The 17,719-nt window shown below is 58.8% G+C and carries 19 protein-coding genes; 16 read left to right on the top strand and 3 right to left on the bottom strand.

Features of this window, described 5'->3' with window-relative positions:
* Positions 1-140: 140 nt before the first annotated feature.
* From rimP to AC0V6Q_RS08785, 7 genes are all read left to right on the top strand, one after another.
* Positions 141-719: a ribosome maturation protein RimP gene (gene rimP / locus AC0V6Q_RS08815; RefSeq protein ID WP_486168021.1), complete on the top strand. Its 579-nt coding sequence runs from the start codon at positions 141-143 to the stop codon at positions 717-719.
* Entirely contained in the window at positions 719-2,377 is a 1,659-nt protein-coding gene (nusA, locus tag AC0V6Q_RS08810) for a transcription termination factor NusA (protein WP_486168020.1), read from the top strand. Before rimP ends, nusA begins: the two co-directional genes overlap by 1 nt.
* A complete protein-coding gene (locus AC0V6Q_RS08805) occupies positions 2,358-3,137 on the top strand; it encodes a DUF448 domain-containing protein (protein ID WP_486168019.1) in 780 nt (259 codons plus the stop codon). The genes nusA and AC0V6Q_RS08805 overlap by 20 nt, the downstream gene beginning before the upstream one ends.
* A gap of 75 nt (positions 3,138-3,212) precedes the next feature.
* Complete coding sequence (gene infB / locus AC0V6Q_RS08800) at positions 3,213-5,756, top strand: translation initiation factor IF-2 (protein ID WP_486168018.1); 2,544 nt, start codon at positions 3,213-3,215, stop codon at positions 5,754-5,756.
* 3 nt (positions 5,757-5,759) lie between these two features.
* Entirely contained in the window at positions 5,760-6,128 is a 369-nt protein-coding gene (locus AC0V6Q_RS08795) for a hypothetical protein (protein ID WP_486168017.1), read from the top strand.
* A gap of 7 nt (positions 6,129-6,135) precedes the next feature.
* Positions 6,136-6,579 (top strand): PaaI family thioesterase, encoded by a 444-nt coding sequence (locus AC0V6Q_RS08790; RefSeq protein WP_486168016.1) that lies wholly within the window; start codon positions 6,136-6,138, stop codon positions 6,577-6,579.
* Positions 6,576-7,139: a DUF1697 domain-containing protein gene (locus AC0V6Q_RS08785; RefSeq protein ID WP_486168015.1), complete on the top strand. Its 564-nt coding sequence runs from the start codon at positions 6,576-6,578 to the stop codon at positions 7,137-7,139. The genes AC0V6Q_RS08790 and AC0V6Q_RS08785 overlap by 4 nt, the downstream gene beginning before the upstream one ends.
* A gap of 56 nt (positions 7,140-7,195) precedes the next feature.
* Here the strand turns inward: AC0V6Q_RS08785 and AC0V6Q_RS08780 are convergent, their stop codons facing one another.
* Positions 7,196-7,474, bottom strand: coding sequence for a hypothetical protein (locus AC0V6Q_RS08780; protein WP_486168014.1), 279 nt, complete (start codon positions 7,472-7,474; stop codon positions 7,196-7,198).
* Positions 7,475-7,639: 165 nt separating this feature from the next.
* On the opposite strand from AC0V6Q_RS08780, the gene rbfA reads away from it, so the two are divergent.
* Complete coding sequence (rbfA, locus tag AC0V6Q_RS08775) at positions 7,640-8,065, top strand: 30S ribosome-binding factor RbfA (RefSeq protein WP_486168013.1); 426 nt, start codon at positions 7,640-7,642, stop codon at positions 8,063-8,065.
* Between the two features lie 19 nt (positions 8,066-8,084).
* Here the strand turns inward: rbfA and AC0V6Q_RS08770 are convergent, their stop codons facing one another.
* Together AC0V6Q_RS08770 and AC0V6Q_RS08765 are read right to left on the bottom strand one after the other, a co-directional pair.
* Complete coding sequence (locus tag AC0V6Q_RS08770) at positions 8,085-8,663, bottom strand: YceI family protein (RefSeq protein ID WP_486168012.1); 579 nt, start codon at positions 8,661-8,663, stop codon at positions 8,085-8,087.
* Between the two features lie 60 nt (positions 8,664-8,723).
* Positions 8,724-10,376, bottom strand: coding sequence for an AbgT family transporter (locus AC0V6Q_RS08765; RefSeq protein ID WP_486168011.1), 1,653 nt, complete (start codon positions 10,374-10,376; stop codon positions 8,724-8,726).
* 174 nt (positions 10,377-10,550) lie between these two features.
* On the opposite strand from AC0V6Q_RS08765, the gene AC0V6Q_RS08760 reads away from it, so the two are divergent.
* The 8 genes from AC0V6Q_RS08760 to AC0V6Q_RS08725 all read left to right on the top strand — a co-directional run bounded on the left by AC0V6Q_RS08760 (position 10,551) and on the right by AC0V6Q_RS08725 (position 17,712).
* Positions 10,551-11,144, top strand: coding sequence for a thymidine kinase (locus AC0V6Q_RS08760; RefSeq protein ID WP_486168010.1), 594 nt, complete (start codon positions 10,551-10,553; stop codon positions 11,142-11,144).
* Position 11,145: 1 nt separating this feature from the next.
* Positions 11,146-11,694 (top strand): GrpB family protein, encoded by a 549-nt coding sequence (locus tag AC0V6Q_RS08755; protein WP_486168009.1) that lies wholly within the window; start codon positions 11,146-11,148, stop codon positions 11,692-11,694.
* Positions 11,695-11,738: 44 nt separating this feature from the next.
* Positions 11,739-12,455 carry a site-2 protease family protein gene (locus AC0V6Q_RS08750; protein WP_486168008.1) on the top strand — a complete coding sequence of 239 codons (717 nt, stop codon included), beginning with the start codon at positions 11,739-11,741 and terminating at the stop codon, positions 12,453-12,455.
* Positions 12,456-12,478: 23 nt separating this feature from the next.
* Entirely contained in the window at positions 12,479-13,015 is a 537-nt protein-coding gene (locus tag AC0V6Q_RS08745) for a GNAT family N-acetyltransferase (protein WP_486168007.1), read from the top strand.
* A complete protein-coding gene (truB, locus tag AC0V6Q_RS08740) occupies positions 13,008-13,940 on the top strand; it encodes a tRNA pseudouridine(55) synthase TruB (RefSeq protein WP_486168006.1) in 933 nt (310 codons plus the stop codon). Before AC0V6Q_RS08745 ends, truB begins: the two co-directional genes overlap by 8 nt.
* Positions 13,941-13,951: 11 nt before the next feature.
* Complete coding sequence (gene rpsO / locus AC0V6Q_RS08735; RefSeq protein ID WP_486168005.1) at positions 13,952-14,221, top strand: 30S ribosomal protein S15; 270 nt, start codon at positions 13,952-13,954, stop codon at positions 14,219-14,221.
* 227 nt (positions 14,222-14,448) lie between these two features.
* Complete coding sequence (gene pnp, locus AC0V6Q_RS08730) at positions 14,449-16,743, top strand: polyribonucleotide nucleotidyltransferase (protein WP_486168004.1); 2,295 nt, start codon at positions 14,449-14,451, stop codon at positions 16,741-16,743.
* A gap of 279 nt (positions 16,744-17,022) precedes the next feature.
* A complete protein-coding gene (locus AC0V6Q_RS08725) occupies positions 17,023-17,712 on the top strand; it encodes a spermidine synthase (protein ID WP_486168003.1) in 690 nt (229 codons plus the stop codon).
* The last annotated feature ends 7 nt before the right edge of the window (positions 17,713-17,719 follow it).

Here is a 17,719-nt window from a genome sequence, read left to right as displayed (position 1 = left end):
GCCAAGCTAACGCTTTGCGCCTAGATGAGCGCCATCCCGACATTGTCGAACACAACAAGGGGCTGGCGCCAACAGGGGCCGGCACCAACCGGCCATGTCTGTTTGAATTGTAACACTCATCGAGTATCGACGCCGCCAATATGACCGATCTTGTCCGCCTTACCTCTCTCATTGAACCCGAAGCACAAGCTCTGGGCTTTGAGCTGGTGCGCGTGGCGATGATGCCGTCCGAGGCAGGCGACGGCGGTGAAGCTTTGCAGATTATGGCCGAAGACCCTGCGACCGGGCAGCTCATTATCGAGCAATGCGCCGCGCTCTCGCGCCGTGTGTCCGAGATGATGGACGCCCGCGAAGAGGCAGGCGAAGTTTTGATCGAGGGCGCGTATCACCTTGAGGTGTCATCGCCCGGTATCGACCGCCCGCTGACCCGCGAAAAGGACTTTGCGACCTGGGCAGGGCACGAGGCGCGCATTGTCATGACCAAAGGTTGGTCCGGCGATGAGACGGGCAAACGCGTGTTTAAAGGCGAGCTTACCGGCATCGAAGCTGGTATGGTGGCGCTCAACGACTCCAAGACGGGCGAGGTTGCCCTCCCCCGCGACCAAATTCACAGTGCAAAGCTTGTCCTGACAGACGCGCTGATCGCTGCGACCAAGCCGCTTGATACAAGCGGTGCTGACGAAATCGAAGAAGAAACCAAAGAGAAGGCAGACGACTGATGGCCAGTGCCATTTCCGCCAATAAGGCTGAACTGCTTGCAATTGCGAACGCCGTTGCATCGGAAAAGATGATCGACAAATCCATCGTGATCGAAGCGATGGAAGAAGCGATCCAGAAGAGTGCGCGCAATCGTTATGGCGCGGAAAACGACATTCGCGCAAAGCTTGATCCGGTCACCGGTGACCTGACGCTGTGGCGTGTGGTCGAGGTGGTTGAAGAGGTCGAGGACTACTTCAAGCAGGTGGACCTGAAACAGGGTCAGAAACTGCAAGAGGGCGCGGCCATTGGCGACTTTATTGTCGATCCGCTGCCTCCGGTTGATCTTGGCCGCATTGATGCGCAGTCTGCAAAGCAGGTGATCTTCCAAAAGGTCCGCGATGCAGAGCGTGAGCGTCAGTTCGAAGAATTCAAGGACCGTGCTGGCGAAGTCATCACCGGCGTCATCAAATCGGTCGAATTCGGCCATGTGATCGTCAACCTTGGCCGTGCAGAAGGCGTCATTCGCCGCGATCAGCAAATTCCGCGTGAAGCCGCGCGTGTGGGCGAGCGTGTTCGCGCGCTCATCACCAAGGTTGAGCGTAACAATCGCGGCCCGCAAATCTTCCTTTCCCGCGCCGCGCCTGATTTCATGCGCAAGCTGTTCGCGCAGGAAGTGCCCGAGATTTACGACGGCATCATCGAGATCAAAGCCGCTGCCCGTGACCCCGGCAGCCGCGCCAAGATTGGTGTGATCAGCCACGACAGCAGCATCGATCCCGTCGGTGCCTGTGTGGGTATGAAGGGTTCGCGCGTTCAAGCCGTGGTGCAAGAGCTCCAGGGCGAGAAGATCGACATCATTCCATGGTCCGATGACACCGCGACCTTCATCGTGAACGCGCTTCAGCCTGCAACGGTTGCCCGCGTGGTTCTAGACGAAGACGATGGCCGCATCGAAGTGGTTGTGCCTGATGATCAACTCAGCCTTGCTATTGGTCGCCGCGGCCAAAACGTGCGTCTCGCAAGCCAGCTGACCGGTCAACAGATCGACATCATGACCGAGGAAGAGGCTTCCGAAAAACGCTCCAAGGAGTTTGCCGAGCGTTCGAAAATGTTCGAAGAAGAGCTCGACGTTGATGAAACGCTGTCACAGCTTCTCGTGGCTGAAGGCTTCGCCGAGCTTGAAGAAGTCGCTTACGTTGAACTGGCTGAACTCGCCAGCATCGAAGGCTTTGACGAGGAACTCGCAGAGGAACTCCAAAGCCGCGCTCTCGAAGCGATCGAGCGTGCCGAAGAAGGCCATCGCACCACTCGCCGTGAACTCGGCGTTGAAGATGCGATTGCCGAATTGCCGCACCTGACCGAAGCGATGCTGGTGGTGCTGGGCAAGGCGGGGCTCAAGACGCTTGACGATGTTGCCGACCTTGCGACCGACGAGCTGATCGCCAAGAAACGCGAGGCGCCGCGTCGCCGCAACAACAACCCGGATGGTCCGCCTATGCGCAAGCCCCCACAACGCGAGGCTGACAAGGGCGGCGTTCTGGGTGAGTTTGGCCTGACCGAAGAGCAGGGCAACGAAATCATCATGGCTGCACGTGCACACTGGTTTGAAGATGAAGAGCCGGCTGCTGAAGCTGACTCCGCAAGTCAGGAGGCCGCCGATGCGGACTCCCCACAATGAGTGCGTAAGCTCCGACATCGTTGAAGGCGAAACTCCCGGGAGTAATTCCGGGAGCGCCAAGCCCTGCGCGCCCTCCAGTTCCGAGCGCCGGTGTGTTCTTTGCGGGGAGAGTTTCCCGCGCGAGGAACTGATCCGGCTCGCCATATCGCCGACCGGCGAAGTGCTGCCCGACCCGCAGGCGAAGGCTCCTGGAAGGGGTGCCTGGATTGCGCCCGACAAGGAAGCGCTTGAAACTGCTATGGGTGATGGCCACCTCAAGAGAGCGCTGATGCGAGCGTTCAAAGGTGGTCCAGCCAAAGACAACGGAGAGCGCGTGACGCTTTCCTACAGCGACAATTTGCCACAACAGATTGCAGATGCGCTCAAACGCACTCTGCTTGACCGGCTTGGATTGGAGCTTCGCGGTGGCAACATCGTGCTTGGCTCTGCCAAGATCGAAGAACACGCCCGTTCGGGCCGGGTCGCCCTTTTACTCCACGCAAGCGACAGCAGCGAGGATGGCCGCAAGAAACTGGATCAGGCGTGGCGCGTGGGCACCGACCAGGAAGGCACAGGTGTGCGCGGGTTAGTCTTGCCACTGGACCGCGATGCGTTGTCTGTGGCATTGGGCCGTGAAAATGTCGTGCATTTGGGGGTTTCCGGTCGACCCGGTGGCTCCAAGACGGCTTCGGCCAGGGTCGGCCAGGCTGTGATGCGCCTCTCGCGGTTTTTGGGGCCCACTTTGGGGCCTGGCGTCTCGGGGAACGATCCCCCCGGCTAGAGCGGCGATACGACACGACTTATGGGGCGCTGCAAGCATCCCGAAAATGTTATTCTTGAAGGACTAATGAGCTAGATGAGCGACGAAGAGAAAAAACCAGCACGAAAACCACTTGGCCTCAAAAAGGCGGTGGAAGCTGGCGAGGTCAAGCAGACCTTTAGCCACGGCCGCACCAATAAGGTGGCGGTCGAGGTCAAGCGCCGCCGCAAGCTCCTGAAGCCCGGCGAGACGCCAGCCCCTGCGCCAGAGCCAACGCCTGCGCCAGCGCCCGAGCCGACCCCGGCTCCGGCAGCCAAAGCGCCTGCGCCCAAGAAACCGGCGGCTGCTGCCGAGACCCCTCAAGAGCGCGTGGCACGCCTCCAGCGTGAGGTCGAGGAAGAGCGGCTGCGTATGGCGGAAGAAAACCGCAAGCGCGACGAGCAGAAGGCAAAGCAGAACGCCGAAGAAGCCAAAAAGCGCGAAGAAGAAAACCGCAAAGCCAAGGCGCAAGCCGAAGAGCAGGCCAAGCAAGAGGCCGAAGCGAGCGTGCAAGCCGAGGAAGAGACTGCTGCGCCTGCGGATGTTGGCGAGCCGGCAGCAAAACCGGGCACGCCTGCACCGGCAGCACGCAAATTCACGCCTGTGTCGCGTCCCGAACCCAAGCGGCCCGAGAAAAAGGCTGCGAAGAAGAAAGACGACAAAGGCGCAGCCAAGGATACAGGCGGCGGCAAGGACAAGCGCCGTTCTGGCAAGCTGACCGTTACAAAGGCCTTGAACGAGGACGAAGGCCGGCGTGCACGCTCGCTCGCTGCGCTCAAACGCGCGCGTGAAAAAGAGCGCCGCATGCAAGGCGGCGGTTCATCCAAGCCGCGCGAGAAACAAGTGCGCGACGTCATTGTGCCCGAAGCTATCACGGTTGGCGAACTTGCCAAGCGTATGGGCGAAAAAGGCGCTGACCTCGTCAAAGAGCTGTTCAACCTCGATATGATGGTCACGGTCAACCAGACCATCGATCAGGACACAGCCGAACTGCTCGTCGAACAATTCGGCCACAATATCGAGAAGGTCTCCGAGGCCGATGTCGATATTCAGGACGAACAGGATAGTGATCCTGAAGAGACGCTGAAACCGCGTCCGCCGGTTGTGACCATTATGGGCCACGTCGACCACGGGAAAACCTCGCTGCTTGATGCCCTTCGCGGTGCCAATGTCACCAAGGGCGAAGCGGGCGGCATTACGCAGCACATCGGCAGCTACCAGATCACGACCAAGGACAAGCAGAAGATCACTTTCCTTGATACGCCGGGCCACGCAGCCTTTACCGAGATGCGTCAGCGCGGTGCAAATGTGACCGATATCGTTGTTCTGGTGGTGGCCGCCGATGATGGCATCATGCCGCAAACGATCGAGGCGATTAAGCACACCAAGGCCGCGGGCGTCCCGATGATCGTTGCGATCAACAAGATGGATAAGCCGGAGGCGAACGCGGACAATGTGCGCAACCGCCTGCTTGAACACGAGGTTATCGTGGAGAAGCTTTCGGGTGATGTGCAGGATGTTGAAATCTCCGCGATCAAGAAAACCGGTCTAGATGACCTGCTTGAGGCGATCAATGTTCAGGCCGAACTGCTTGAATTGAAAGCGCGTCCTGACCGCGAGGCGGATGCAACCGTGATCGAAGCGCAGCTCGACAAGGGCCGTGGTCCTGTTGCGACTGTGCTGGTCACACGCGGCACTTTGAAGCGGGGCGACACCTTTGTTGTCGGCACCCAGAGCGGCCGTGTGCGCGCAATCGTCAATGATGCGGGCAAGCAGATCAAGGAAGCCGGACCATCCATGCCGGTCGAGGTCCTTGGTCTTGGCGGTGTGCCATCAGCAGGCGACCGCCTGACCGTGGTTGAAAACGAACAGCGCGCCCGCGAAGTGGCGCAATATCGTCAGGAGAAGGCAACCGAGAAGCGCACCGCGCTTGCGCCTACCTCTTTCGATACGATGTTCAACAACCTCGCCTCCAACGTCATTGAATGGCCCGTTCTGGTCAAAGCGGACGTGCAAGGCAGCGTTGAGGCAATCGTCAATGCGCTCCACAACATCTCTACCGATGACATCAAGGCACGCGTCCTGCACGCAGGCGTTGGCGCGATCACGGAAAGCGATGTGACACTGGCCGCGGCATCCAATGCGCCGATCATCGGCTTTGGCGTTCGTCCCAATGCGAAAGCGCGTGAGCTTGTGAAACGCGACGGCGTGCGGATGATGTATTACGATGTGATCTATCACCTCACCGCCGACGTTGCGAAGGAAATGGCAGGAGAGCTTGGTCCAGAGCGGATCGAGACCGTTGTTGGCCGTGCACACGTCAAAGAGGTGTTCCGTTCGGGCAAACGCGACAAGGCGGCGGGTCTTCTCGTCGAAGAGGGCGTTATCCGCAAAGGCCTGTTCGCGCGTCTCACCCGCGACGACGTTATCGTCTCCGCAACCACCATCGCATCATTGCGACGCTTCAAGGACGACGTGGACGAAGTGCGCTCAGGCCTCGAATGCGGCGTGGTTCTGGAGGACACGAACGACATCCAGCCGGGCGACCAGCTTGAAGTCTTTGAAGTCGAGCTTCGCGAGCGGACGCTGGAGGTTGGGTAATAAATGCCGGAAAAGCGTTTTCTTCGTGTAGAGTTCAGCGACCCGAAAGACGAATGGGATACTCTCTTCATTGACCTGCTCGCTGATGAGCAGATGAAGGTTGTTCCTGGACCACCAGTTAATGGTTGGTGGGGGAAGGCCAGGTCGGAGGCGGTTTGGCCGTTCACCGCTTGGTGTGATGATAACGGTGTATACACGATGGACTTGGGTGAGTGGAACGAGGAGGGACGAGACTCTCGTTACCGTCGCTTGTCTCTTCCTGATGAGCTAGTCCTTGGGGCTGATGCGTCATTCGATGACGATGACGAGCCAGTGCATTTGAAACTCAAGAAGGCTACTGACATTTGCAAGGCCGAGCCTGCTCTGGGTTAAGCTGATAATGGCAACTGGCGAATACATCCACCCCGAAGACGCGGACACATCCCCGCACACCGCGCTTCTTGGCTCGCAGTTCGTCTCCTATGACGCGGAAACCCAAACCGCGACCATGCGCTTCACGGTGCGCAAAGAAATGACCACTTGGCGTGGCGGTGTCCAAGGCGGGCTTGTCGCTGGCTATCTCGATGATGTGATGGGTTATGCCTATGTTGCGGCCACGGGCGGCGAAATGGCGCCGCTCAATCTTGAGATTTCGATGAGCCTTATCCGCCTCATCCCCGAAGGCCCGCTGATCGGTAAGGGGCGCGTGGTAAAAGGTGGTCGCAAGGTCGTGATCCTCGAAGGCGAGCTTTACTCCGAAGACGGCAAATTGATGGCACGCGCAACCTCGACGGCGCTGCCTACATCGCGGCCAAGCTCTACCAACACCGGGCTCGACATTTGAGCTCTACCTGTTCCCAGCGCTACCTCGCCCTGCTTGGCTCGATCAACATCGGCGGCAACCGCGTCAAAATGGTCGATGTGAAGGCGGCTTTTGCCGATGCGGGATATGGAGAGGTGACCACCATCGCGGCCAGCGGGAATGTGGTGCTGGACAGCGAGGCAGACCCCGCCATGCTCGAAATCGCGATTGAGGACCTCATAAAAACCCGCTTCGGGTTCACTTCCTGCGTCATGGTGCGCACGCGCGATGAAGTGCGCGCTGCTATTGAGGAAAATCCCTTTCATGGCACCGGGCCAGAGCATGGCAGCGACAAGATGGTGCACTCCATCTTCCTCAGCCAGCAGCCCGAGCAAACCGCTGTCGATGCGCTGATCGAAGAGCACCGCTCAAAGGGGAGCGAGCGGCTTGCCCTTGGCGACCGCGTATTGTTCCTCGACTACGTTTACGGCGTGGGGGTGTCGGACCTGTCGAACAAATTTCTTGAACGGCGCATCAAGGTCAAAGGCACCGCGCGCAATATGAACAGCCTCAAGAATATTCTTGGCAAAATGGGCGGATGACGATCCCTCTCATCCGCCCGTCCAGCAAGCATCGGGGTTGGATGCTCTCGTTTAAATCACTGGGTTCTTGAACGCGCTGCGACATTCACCTTGCCAGCCAATGCTGCGCGAGGGCGGCGTTTGGTGGTCGGCTCTTCTGCGCTTTGCTCTGATGCGGACGGGCGGCCTTGCGCGTCATAGCGGGGAGCGCCTTGCGCCTTCGCCTCGGCAAGGTTCGCTTCATGGCGGCTTTCTGTACCCGGCGTGTTGATCCGGTGGCCGGCAGACGCGGCGGCGGGGACAGCGGCGGGGGCAATAAGTGCCGCTGTGACGATGATCGAAGTCAGTGTCTTCATGTGTGTCTCCTGCGGTGGTTATCGTTTTGTGTGCCCGCGATATGAGAATATACGAGGGGTTCTCAATAGGCCGGGCGGCGTAGGTCACCCCCTTAGATCTCGACCAATGTCATGCGTCCAAGGAATCGCTCGCATGCCCGGGGCCAGTTCGCTAAGGGGGCGCGCATGGCTAAACGACTAGATCACACCGCCGAGCAGCAATCCGTCCGCGTCCTCAAAGTAGGCGAGCGCGTGCGCCATATCCTGTCCGAGCTTCTCGCCCGGCAGGAAGTGCACGATGACGTGGTGAGCGCGTCCAACATCGCGGTGACCGAAGTGCGCATGACACCCGACCTTCGCAATGCGACCGCTTATGTGAAGCCGCTTTTGGGCAATGCAGAGGATGATGTGGTGAAGGCGCTGCGCCAGAACACAGCATTCCTCCAGCGCGAGGTCGCCAAGCGGCTAGGCCTGAAATTCGCGCCCAAGCTCAAATTTCGGAAAGATGAAAGCTTTGCCGAGGCTGACCGGATCGAGCAACTGCTGCGCGATCCAAAGGTGGCCAGAGACCTAGGCGACGATCTGGGCGACGATTTGGGCGACGAAGACTAGGCCTTCTGGGGCCTAACCCTTACTGGGGCACAATCCGCGCATCGAAGGTGATGTCGACCTTGTTGCCAACGATCAGCTGAAAGCTACGCATTCCAAATTCGCGCCGGTCAATCTTGGTCTTGGCAGTAAAGGCAATCGGAGCATTGGCGCCTGCCTTCAACGGGTCCTGATCAAAGGTCACGCTCAAGGATTGATTGCGGGTCACGCCGCGCGCGGTGAGCTGGCCGGTGATCGTGCCCTTGGTCGCGCTCGTCATCGAAAGCCCGCGGCCTTTGAAACGGATGCTCGGGTGCTGCTCCACCCAGAAGAATTTCTCTCCCTTGAGGCGGTTCAGAGTGACTGTATCAGGCGCAGTCAAAGCGGTCGCATCGAAGGTCACGTCGATCTTTGCCTTGGACGGGTCATTGCCGACAATCGTCGCGGTACCGCTCATCTTGGGGAAGGTCGCGGTTTTGCTCGACAGGCCGAAGAAGGGGACCTTTGCGCTGAGCAGGGAATTGCTTTGATCGAGCCGGTATTGCACCGGCGCGCTGCTGTTCGCTGCCAATAGTGCTGCGAACACGGGCAGCAGGAAAAGGCGTTTAAGCAAGGTCGTCATTTTGTGATCTCCTAACGCGTAATACGCCTGTTTCACCCGATTGGTTTCACATGCCGCAGATTAACCTGTGCTGGGCAGCGCGGCGGGCAACGCCTCGGGCAGCGTATAGGAAACCGGCGAATCCGGCCCCAGCGGAATGCCGAGATAGAACCAGATCACGATCAGCAGCGTGCCCGAAATGAGGAGCCAGATCGAATAGGGCAGCATCGTCGCCGTCAGGCTACCGAGCCCGAAACTCGGCACCCAGCGCTGCGCAAAGATCAGGATCAGCGGGAAATACACCATCAACGGCGTGATGATATTGGTCGCGCTATCGCCCACACGGTAAGCTGCGGTCGCGCCTTCCGGGCTGATCCCGAGCAGCATCAGCATCGGCACAAGGATCGGAGCGAGCAGAGCCCACTTGGCGCTGGCCGAACCGACGAACAGGTTCAAAACCCCTGCAAAGATCACCATCAGGCCAATCACAATCGGCAGCGGCAGACCGGTCGACTGGATCGCGGCCGCGCCGTGAACGGCGGAGATAAGGCCAAGGTTCGACCACTCGAACATCGCCACAAAGTGCGCCGCTGCAAAGGCGAGGACGAGGTAATAACCCATATCCTTCATCGCCTCGGCCATCATGTTTACGAGGTCGCGGTGATTGTTGATCGTCCCGACCGCCTTGCCATAGGCCCAGCCGCACGCGAGGAAGAGGATGAAGAAGGCCGCCACCAAAGATTGGTAGAGTGGACGAAGCTCGCCGTGGATGGAGCAATCCGGAATGCGCTCGCCTGCCTCCGTCAAACAGGCCGCTTCGTCAATGAGAGGCGTGCCGGGGGCAAACACCATAACCGCCCAAAGTGCCACAACGGCCAGTGCCGCGAGCCCTGCATTGCGAAGGCCCTTGCCAGCGTTTTCGGGATTGGCCTCAGCGATAGAGTCGTCTTCGCCCGCTCCGGCCTTCGCACCGCCGGTCCATGGGCCAAGCTTGGGTTCGATCACCTTGTCGGTCACGTACCAGATGATTGGCAGGTAGAGGAACGTCATCGCGGCGATGAAATACCAGTTGCCCGCCAGGTTTGCCGTCCATGCCGGATCAAGCGCGCTTGCGCCCACGGCTTCCTCGGTGATGCCAAAGAGCAGCGCGTCAAGTTGGCCCGGGGAGATATTGGCCGAGAACCCGCCCGATACACCCGCAAATGCTGCCGCGATCCCTGCAAGCGGGTGACGGCCAGCGGCCGCGAACAGAATGCCTGCGAGCGGGATCAGCACAACGTAACCCGCGTCCGCCGCGTGGTTGCCGATCATCGCGACGAGAGCCACCACAGGGGTCAAAAGGCTGGTCGGCGCAGATTTAACTGCGCTCGACATGCCGGCAGCAAAGAAGCCCGAACGCTCCGCCACGCCAGCGCCCAGCATCACCACAAGGACATACCCCAGCGGGTGGAAGTGGGTGAAAGTCTTAGGCATTTCGACCCAGAGTTTCTGGATATTATCGGGCGAGAGCAGGCTCACCGCGCTTATCACAGCCGGGTTTCCGGCCTCGTCAACTTGCGTCGGGTGCAGAGCGGAAACGCCGAGGGCCGCGAGCAGAACCGAAATCGCAACCAGTGCGAAGATCAAATAGAAGAACAGGAATACGGGGTCGGGCAATTTGTTGCCTGAGCGTTCAACCCAGCCGAGAAAGCCGGTCATGCTTTGATGAGTGTTCGCCTCGGCAGCCGATGCCATGTGTGTGATCCCCGTTTGTAATTCGATGCCGTAATTCGATTTGCGCTCTGGCTAGCATTGCGCATCCCTCCTGTCACACCGATTAATAGGCCTTTCATCAGTGACGCGATGAATGACGGGAATAATCAACTTCGCCCTCTGGCGAGATATGCGAGCCCCCGTTAGGCAAATGGCATGGCCAAGCTCTATTTCTACTATGCCAGCATGAATGCGGGCAAAAGCTCCTCGCTGCTACAGGCGGACTTCAACTACCGTGAACGCGGGCAGGCGACGATGGTGTGGACTGCAAAGCTCGATACGCGCTCTGCGGGGCAGGTGAAAAGCCGCATCGGATTGGAAGCGGGTGCGCATCTGTATGAAACAGACACCGATCTGAAATCCGCCATTCTTGACCAGCATGGGCGCACCAAACTCGATTGTGTGATGGTCGATGAGGCGCAATTCCTGACGCCGGATCAGGTGTGGCAATTGGCAGCATTAGCCGATGAACACGGCATCCCGGTGCTGTGCTATGGCCTTCGCACCGATTTTCAGGGGGAGCTTTTCCCCGGTTCTGCGGTGCTTTTGGGTATTGCCGATGCTCTCGTTGAGATGAAGGCGGTGTGCTGGTGCGGGCGCAAGGCGTCGATGAACTTGCGCGTCGATGCGAGCGGCGCGCCTGTAAAAGAGGGCGAGCAGACCGAAATCGGCGGCAATGACCGTTATGTGGCGCTGTGCCGCAAGCATTTCAGCGCAGCCTTGCGCAGCGAAGCGGGCGCGCTGGGCTAGGATGAAGCGGACGAAGAAGCCGCCTGTTCCCCACGATCCCGCGTGGGCGGATGCCTTTCTCACAGTGCGTGAGACAGTGTCGAACATTCTGGGCGAGCACGCGGTTGGCATCCACCATGTGGGCAGCACTGCAATACCGGGCATTCTCGCCAAGCCAGTCATTGACATCCTGATCGAAGCCACCAATTTTGAAGCGCTGGATCGCAAAGCTGCCGCGTTTCGCGATGCCGGGTTCATCGGGAAAGGTGAGAAAGGCATCGAAGGGCGCCGTTACTTCATGAAAGACAATGAAGAAGGGGTACGCAGCCACCATATTCACGCCTTTGAGAAAGGCTCGCCTCACATCGGACGGCATCTGGCTTTTCGCGATTACCTGCTCGCCCATCCTGAGGTTGCGCGCGCCTATTCGCAGGTGAAGGAACGCGTTCTTGCCGATTGGCGTGGGATCGACGATTATATCGAACGCAAGGCATCCTTCGTGGTTGAAACCGAGCGTGCGGCGTTGGAGTGGTATCGCGGTCGTTTGCTGGTCAAAGGGTCGCAGGGCTAGCGGTTGGCTGGTACTGGACGGCCCTCGTTCCTACATGAATGCCAATGTTCGATACTCTCAGCTTTGCAGCCGTCTTTATCCCGTGCCTCGTTATCGCCATCGTGTTTCACGAAGTGGCGCACGGGCTTGCGGCCAAAGCCTTGGGCGATCCCACGGCAAGCGAGCGCGGAAGGCTGACGCTTAACCCCATTCGCCATGTTGACCCGATTGGCACGCTTCTGGTGCCCGGCGGATTGCTCTTGATGGGAGCGCCAGCGTTCGGCTGGGCAAAGCCTGTGCCGGTCAACAAATGGCGGCTATCCAACCCGCGTTTTGGCATGATGGCGGTTGCAGCGGCGGGGCCAGCGATGAATTTCGCGCTCGCATTTGTTGGGGCGGTTGCGTTCGGCATCATCGGCACACCGGGCGCAGGCTGGGCAGAGGGCGGCGCGGGCTTTCCCATGTTGATCGCACCAGACGGGACGACATTGCCGGTGGCAACGGGGCTTTATCTGTTCATGCTCATCAATGTGTTCCTTGGTATGTTCAACCTGCTTCCCATCCCGCCGTTTGATGGCTCCCATATATTGGGTGGGCTTTTGCCAAAGGCATTGCGCGATCAATGGGAGAAGCTGCAACGCTTTGGCATGGTGCTGATCCTTGGCGTGATCGGCTTTAGCTGGGTGTTCGGAACCGGATGGCTCGAAGTCACGGTGCTGCCCCTCGTGGCGGCGGTGATGAGCTTTTACGAAGGTGTCGCCAATTGGGTGGCGCTTGCGTAAGGGCTGCCGTAAAGGCTGCGCCGATGACGGCATTGTCGACCACTTTGGAGTACGCGCCTGTGCGGCTGGAGCCGCTGGCCGATGAGCATATCGAGCCTTTGCGCGCCGCCTGCCGCCTGGATCAGGATATCTGGGACATTTATCCTGTGAACCTTGGCGGTGACGGGTTTGATGACGCGCTGGCGATGTTTCGCAGCTCGCCTGAGTGGGTGAATTTCGCGGTGATCGACGCACGTTCTGGCGAATTGGCGGGGCTCACCAATTTTATCCGGCCAACGCAGTTTGGCGTGGTCGAAATCGGCGGGACCTATCTTGTGCCCGAGGTTCGCGGTGGTATTTTCAACCGGGCGATGAAAAAGCTGATGATCGAACATGCGTTTGAATGCGGCTTTCAGAAGATCGAGTTCCGCGTGGACACTCGCAATAAGCGCTCGCAAGCAGCCGTGCTCAAACTGGGCGCGCGGCAAGAGGGTGTGATGCGCCAGAATATGGTGACATGGACCGGATATCGCCGCGACACGGCGGTGTTTGGTCTCCTCAAGGACGAATGGCATGGGTGATCCGACGCCCCCCAAGCTTCCGGCACCTAACGGCTGGATCATCCTCGACAAGCCGCGCGGGCTTGGCTCGACGCAAGCAGTGGCGGCGGTGAAGCGGAACCTTCGTGAGGGAGGATATTCTAAAACCAAGGTCGGTCACGGAGGCACGCTTGATCCGCTGGCGGAGGGTGTTTTGCCGATTGCTCTGGGCGAGGCGACGAAGCTTGCGGGGCGGATGCTGGATGCGAGCAAGATCTATGAGTTTACCGTGAAATTTGGGGAAGAAACCGACACGCTTGATACGGAAGGTGAGGTTGTTGACCGGTCCGATGTGCGCCCCAGCCTTGCCGAAATCGAAGCGGTTCTGCCCCAGTTTACCGGGCCTATCGAACAAGTGCCCCCTGCATACTCCGCGCTCAAAGTGGACGGCAAACGCGCCTATGATCTTGCGCGGGCAGGGGAGCAAGTGGAGCTTAAGACCCGCAGCGTTACGATCCATGAATTGACCATCACCGGACGCGATGGCGGGGACGACATCACCCTCACCGCCCATGTTTCCAAAGGCACCTATATCCGTAGCCTTGCCCGCGATATCGCCCGCGCCCTTGGCACTTGCGGCCACGCTACCTATCTGCGCCGAACAAAAGCGGGTCCGTTCCTCGAAACCAACGCGATTTCGCTGGACAAGTTGAACGAAATCGCTAATGGCGCGCACCTATCTGACTTAACCCTGCCGTTAGAGGCAGGGCTGGACGACATCCCGGCCCTTCACCTCACCCAGACAGACGCGCAGGCGGTCCAGCAGGGCCGGGTCGTGTCTGGATTGCCCCAACCATCCGGGCTGTACTGTGCGATGCTGGACAATGTTCCGGTGGCGCTGGTTCAGATTTCGGATGGCGCGACCAAAGTGGTCAGGGGTTTTAACCTTCCCGATGTCGCTGAGTAGAAAGAACAAACATGTCAGTAGCACCCGAGCGTAAAACAGAGATCATCAAGGACAACGCGCAAGCCAAAGGCGACACCGGTTCGCCAGAAGTACAGGTCGCGATCCTTACCGAGCGTATCAAAAACCTCACCGAGCACTTCAAAGCCAACCACAAGGACAACCACTCGCGTCGTGGCCTCCTTATGATGGTGAACAAGCGCCGCAACCTCCTCGCCTATCTCAAGAAGAAAGACGTCGAGCGTTACAACGCATTGATCGCGAAATTGGGTCTGCGTAAATAATTCAAGCGAACGGCTCCCAAACGGGGGCCGTTTTGCTATTAAGGCGTCATCCCTGTAAAAGTCAGGGTGGCGATTTGAATGGGGGCAGCGCTTTGCAATTCGGCAAAGCTACGCCTTGGGGCATATGTTTCAAAAGCCCCACACACCGCCATCCGGGCGGTTAAACCCGGAAAAACTGTAGGCCCCGCCTGAGCAATAGGGCCAAGCGGGTCATTTAAGGAAAATCCATGTTCGACACGAAAACCGTATCGCTGGAGTGGGGCGGAAAAACCCTCACTCTGGAAACAGGCCGTATTGCCCGTCAAGCCGACGGCGCTGTTCTGGCCACTTATGGCGAAACCGTGGTGCTGTGCGCCGTGACCGCCGCCAAGTCAGTCAAGGAAGGCCAGGACTTCTTCCCGCTGACCGTACACTACCAGGAAAAATTCTCAGCAGCTGGCCGTATCCCGGGTGGCTTCTTCAAGCGCGAAGGCCGCGCGACGGAAAAAGAAACGCTCACATCGCGTCTTATCGACCGTCCTTGCCGCCCACTCTTCCCGGAAGGTTTCTACAACGAAATCAACGTGATCTGTCAGGTCCTGTCATACGATGGCGAGACTGAGCCAGACATTCTTGCGATGATCGCATCCTCTGCTGCTCTCACCATTTCGGGCGTTCCATTCATGGGCCCGATCGGTGCAGCGCGCGTTGGCTTTAACAATGACGGCGAATACATCCTCAACCCGAAGGTTGAAGATGCGCTTGGCGAAGATGGCCGTCTTGACCTTGTTGTGGCCGCGACACAAGACGCGGTAATGATGGTGGAATCGGAAGCAAAAGAGCTTACCGAAGAAGAAATGCTCGGCGCTGTGATGTTCGCCCACGAAGAGAGCCGCAAGGTTATCGGCGCGATCATCGAGCTTGCTGAACAGGCAGCGAAAGACCCATGGGATCTTGATCCGGTCGAAGACAAGACCGCCAAGATGGAACGCCTTCGCGGTGCCATCGGTGCCGATCTCGAAGCCGCTTACAAGATCACTGACAAGTCCGCTCGTCAGGATGCCGTGAACGCAGCGCGCGAAAAGGCCCGCGAAGCATTCGCTGACCTCGCGGAAAGCGATCCGGCAGAATACCTTGGCACTCTCAAGCTCGTCAAAAAGCTCGAAAGCGAAATCGTTCGCGGTTCGATCCTCAAGGACGGCACGCGCATCGACGGCCGCAAGCTTGATCAGGTTCGCCCGATCGAAGCCATGGTCGGTCTGCTTCCACGCACCCACGGTTCGGCTCTGTTCACGCGCGGTGAAACGCAGGCAATCTGCACCACCACGCTTGGCACCAAAGACGCCGAGCAGATGATCGATGGTCTTGAAGGCCTCAGCTATAGCAACTTCATGCTGCACTATAACTTCCCGCCCTATTCGGTGGGTGAGGTTGGTCGTTTCGGCTTCACCAGCCGCCGCGAAACCGGCCACGGCAAGCTTGCATTCCGCGCGCTTCGTCCGGTTCTGCCAACGGTCGAGGACTTCCCTTACACCATCCGCGTTCTGTCTGACATCACCGAGTCCAACGGTTCATCTTCGATGGCCACCGTTTGCGGCGGCGCATTGTCGATGATGGATGCAGGTGTTCCATTGGCACGTCCGGTATCGGGCATCGCCATGGGCCTTATCCTTGAAGGCGAGGACTTTGCGGTCCTTTCAGACATCCTTGGTGATGAAGATCACCTTGGCGACATGGACTTCAAGGTGGCAGGCTCTGAAGAAGGCATCACCTCGCTTCAGATGGACATCAAGGTTGCCGGCATTACGCAGGAAATCATGACCAAAGCACTGGAGCAGGCGAAAGCAGGCCGCGCGCACATCCTTGGTGAAATGGCGAAAGCTCTCACCGGTGCCCGCAACGAAGTCAGCAAGCACGCCCCGCGTATCGAGACCATGCAGATCGACAAATCGAAGATCCGCGACATCATCGGTACAGGCGGTAAAGTCATCCGCGAAATCGTTGCCGAAACCGGCGCGAAGGTTGATATCGACGATGAAGGCACGATCAAGATCAGCTCTTCCAACGCCGATGAAATCGCAGCGGCACGCGCATGGATCGAAGGCATCGTGGAAGAGGCCGAAGTCGGCAAAATCTACACCGGCAAGGTCGTCAACATCGTCGACTTTGGCGCTTTCGTGAACTTCATGGGTGGCAAGGACGGTCTCGTCCACGTCTCCGAAATGAAGAACGAGCGCGTTGAAAAGCCAACCGATGTTGTGTCGGAAGGCCAAGAGGTGAAGGTCAAGGTTCTCGAGATCGACAACCGCGGAAAGGTGCGTCTCTCGATGCGCGTTGTTGACCAGGAAACCGGCGAAGAGTTGGAAGACACCCGCCCACCTCGTGAAAAGCGTGAAGGCGGCGGTGGCCGTGGCGGTGATCGCCGTGGCCCACGTGGTAATCGTTCACGCGGCGGTGACCGTGGTGGTCGCCGTGACGGCGGTGGCGGCGACAAGGGCGGTAATGACGGCCCAGCAGCAATGCCTGATTTCCTGAAAGACTAAGCCCTTTCGCAAAAGACATACTAAACCCCGCCAAGAGCAGTCTTGGCGGGGTTTTGTTTTGGTGGGACCGAGACGAGACTGGCAATTTCCTACATTCGCCAAATCGGCTAAAGCCGTGCGATGATCCGAACGGCGATGACCTTTTATTCAACCATCAAAAGGGCCGGTCTGCTCACCCCAACGAGTTTTGGCCCTGGACAGTGTGTCAAGTGTGTCAAAACTTCCGTTAAATTCAAGAATTGCAATGCCTTAGCGCAATACCCCAAAGGACGATCCTAAATGCTAAAACGCGAGCTTCTGGACACAGTCCAAATCGATGAGGGCGAGACGCTGGAGTTGTTCAGCCACGGCCGCGATTTCATGATTGTGCTGGGCTATAACGAGCTGATGAGTACGCGGATGCGCTTTTCCGAAGAGCAGCTGGCGGAACTGACACTGGACCGGCTGGGCACGCCGCGTCCGCGCATCCTGATTGGTGGTTATGGCATGGGCTTCACCTTGCGAGCCGCGCTTGCAAGGCTGCCCGACAATGCCGAAGTCGTGGTTGCGGAGATTTCAGAGAAGATCATCGAGTGGGCCAAGGGGCCTATGGCAGAGCTGACGGGAGATTGCCTCGAAGACCCGCGTCTTGACCTCAAAATCTGCGATGTGGCGGCGCTTATCGATGACGCCAATGACGGAACCTGCGCAAAGTTTGATGCGATCCTGCTCGACTTGGACAATGGCCCCGATGGCATGGTGCGCGCGGACAACAACCGCATCTATTCGCGCACTGGCCTTGGTAAAGCGCGCGATGCGTTGAAGCCGGGCGGCATCGTCTCGGTCTGGTCCGCTGCGCCCGATCACGGGTTCAGGCGGCGCATGCAAGAGGCGCGCCTGGATGTCGAGGAACGCCGTGTGCGCTCACGCCCGAACAACAAGGGCGCGCATCATGTGATCTGGTTTGGCAGGACGGGTCATGCTCGCTAACGCTCGC

The organism is Erythrobacter sp. S227 (genome assembly GCF_057364925.1).
The sequence above is the reverse complement of the archived record's forward strand: the minus strand, read 5'-3'. Positions and strand labels throughout refer to the sequence as shown.

Bases quoted from the DNA above. Each gene is read 5' to 3' on its own strand.
- rimP (WP_486168021.1), top strand. From the start codon at position 141: ATGACCGATCTTGTCCGCCTTACCTCTCTCATTGAACCCGAAGCACAA.
- nusA (WP_486168020.1), top strand. From the start codon at position 719: ATGGCCAGTGCCATTTCCGCCAATAAGGCTGAACTGCTTGCAATTGCG.
- AC0V6Q_RS08805 (WP_486168019.1), top strand. From the start codon at position 2,358: ATGCGGACTCCCCACAATGAGTGCGTAAGCTCCGACATCGTTGAAGGC.
- infB (WP_486168018.1), top strand. From the start codon at position 3,213: ATGAGCGACGAAGAGAAAAAACCAGCACGAAAACCACTTGGCCTCAAA.
- AC0V6Q_RS08795 (WP_486168017.1), top strand. From the start codon at position 5,760: ATGCCGGAAAAGCGTTTTCTTCGTGTAGAGTTCAGCGACCCGAAAGAC.
- AC0V6Q_RS08790 (WP_486168016.1), top strand. From the start codon at position 6,136: ATGGCAACTGGCGAATACATCCACCCCGAAGACGCGGACACATCCCCG.
- AC0V6Q_RS08780 (WP_486168014.1), bottom strand. From the start codon at position 7,474: ATGAAGACACTGACTTCGATCATCGTCACAGCGGCACTTATTGCCCCC.
- rbfA (WP_486168013.1), top strand. From the start codon at position 7,640: ATGGCTAAACGACTAGATCACACCGCCGAGCAGCAATCCGTCCGCGTC.
- AC0V6Q_RS08770 (WP_486168012.1), bottom strand. From the start codon at position 8,663: ATGACGACCTTGCTTAAACGCCTTTTCCTGCTGCCCGTGTTCGCAGCA.
- AC0V6Q_RS08765 (WP_486168011.1), bottom strand. From the start codon at position 10,376: ATGGCATCGGCTGCCGAGGCGAACACTCATCAAAGCATGACCGGCTTT.
- AC0V6Q_RS08760 (WP_486168010.1), top strand. From the start codon at position 10,551: ATGGCCAAGCTCTATTTCTACTATGCCAGCATGAATGCGGGCAAAAGC.
- AC0V6Q_RS08755 (WP_486168009.1), top strand. From the start codon at position 11,146: ATGAAGCGGACGAAGAAGCCGCCTGTTCCCCACGATCCCGCGTGGGCG.
- AC0V6Q_RS08750 (WP_486168008.1), top strand. From the start codon at position 11,739: ATGTTCGATACTCTCAGCTTTGCAGCCGTCTTTATCCCGTGCCTCGTT.
- AC0V6Q_RS08745 (WP_486168007.1), top strand. From the start codon at position 12,479: ATGACGGCATTGTCGACCACTTTGGAGTACGCGCCTGTGCGGCTGGAG.
- truB (WP_486168006.1), top strand. From the start codon at position 13,008: ATGGGTGATCCGACGCCCCCCAAGCTTCCGGCACCTAACGGCTGGATC.
- rpsO (WP_486168005.1), top strand. From the start codon at position 13,952: ATGTCAGTAGCACCCGAGCGTAAAACAGAGATCATCAAGGACAACGCG.
- pnp (WP_486168004.1), top strand. From the start codon at position 14,449: ATGTTCGACACGAAAACCGTATCGCTGGAGTGGGGCGGAAAAACCCTC.
- AC0V6Q_RS08725 (WP_486168003.1), top strand. From the start codon at position 17,023: ATGCTAAAACGCGAGCTTCTGGACACAGTCCAAATCGATGAGGGCGAG.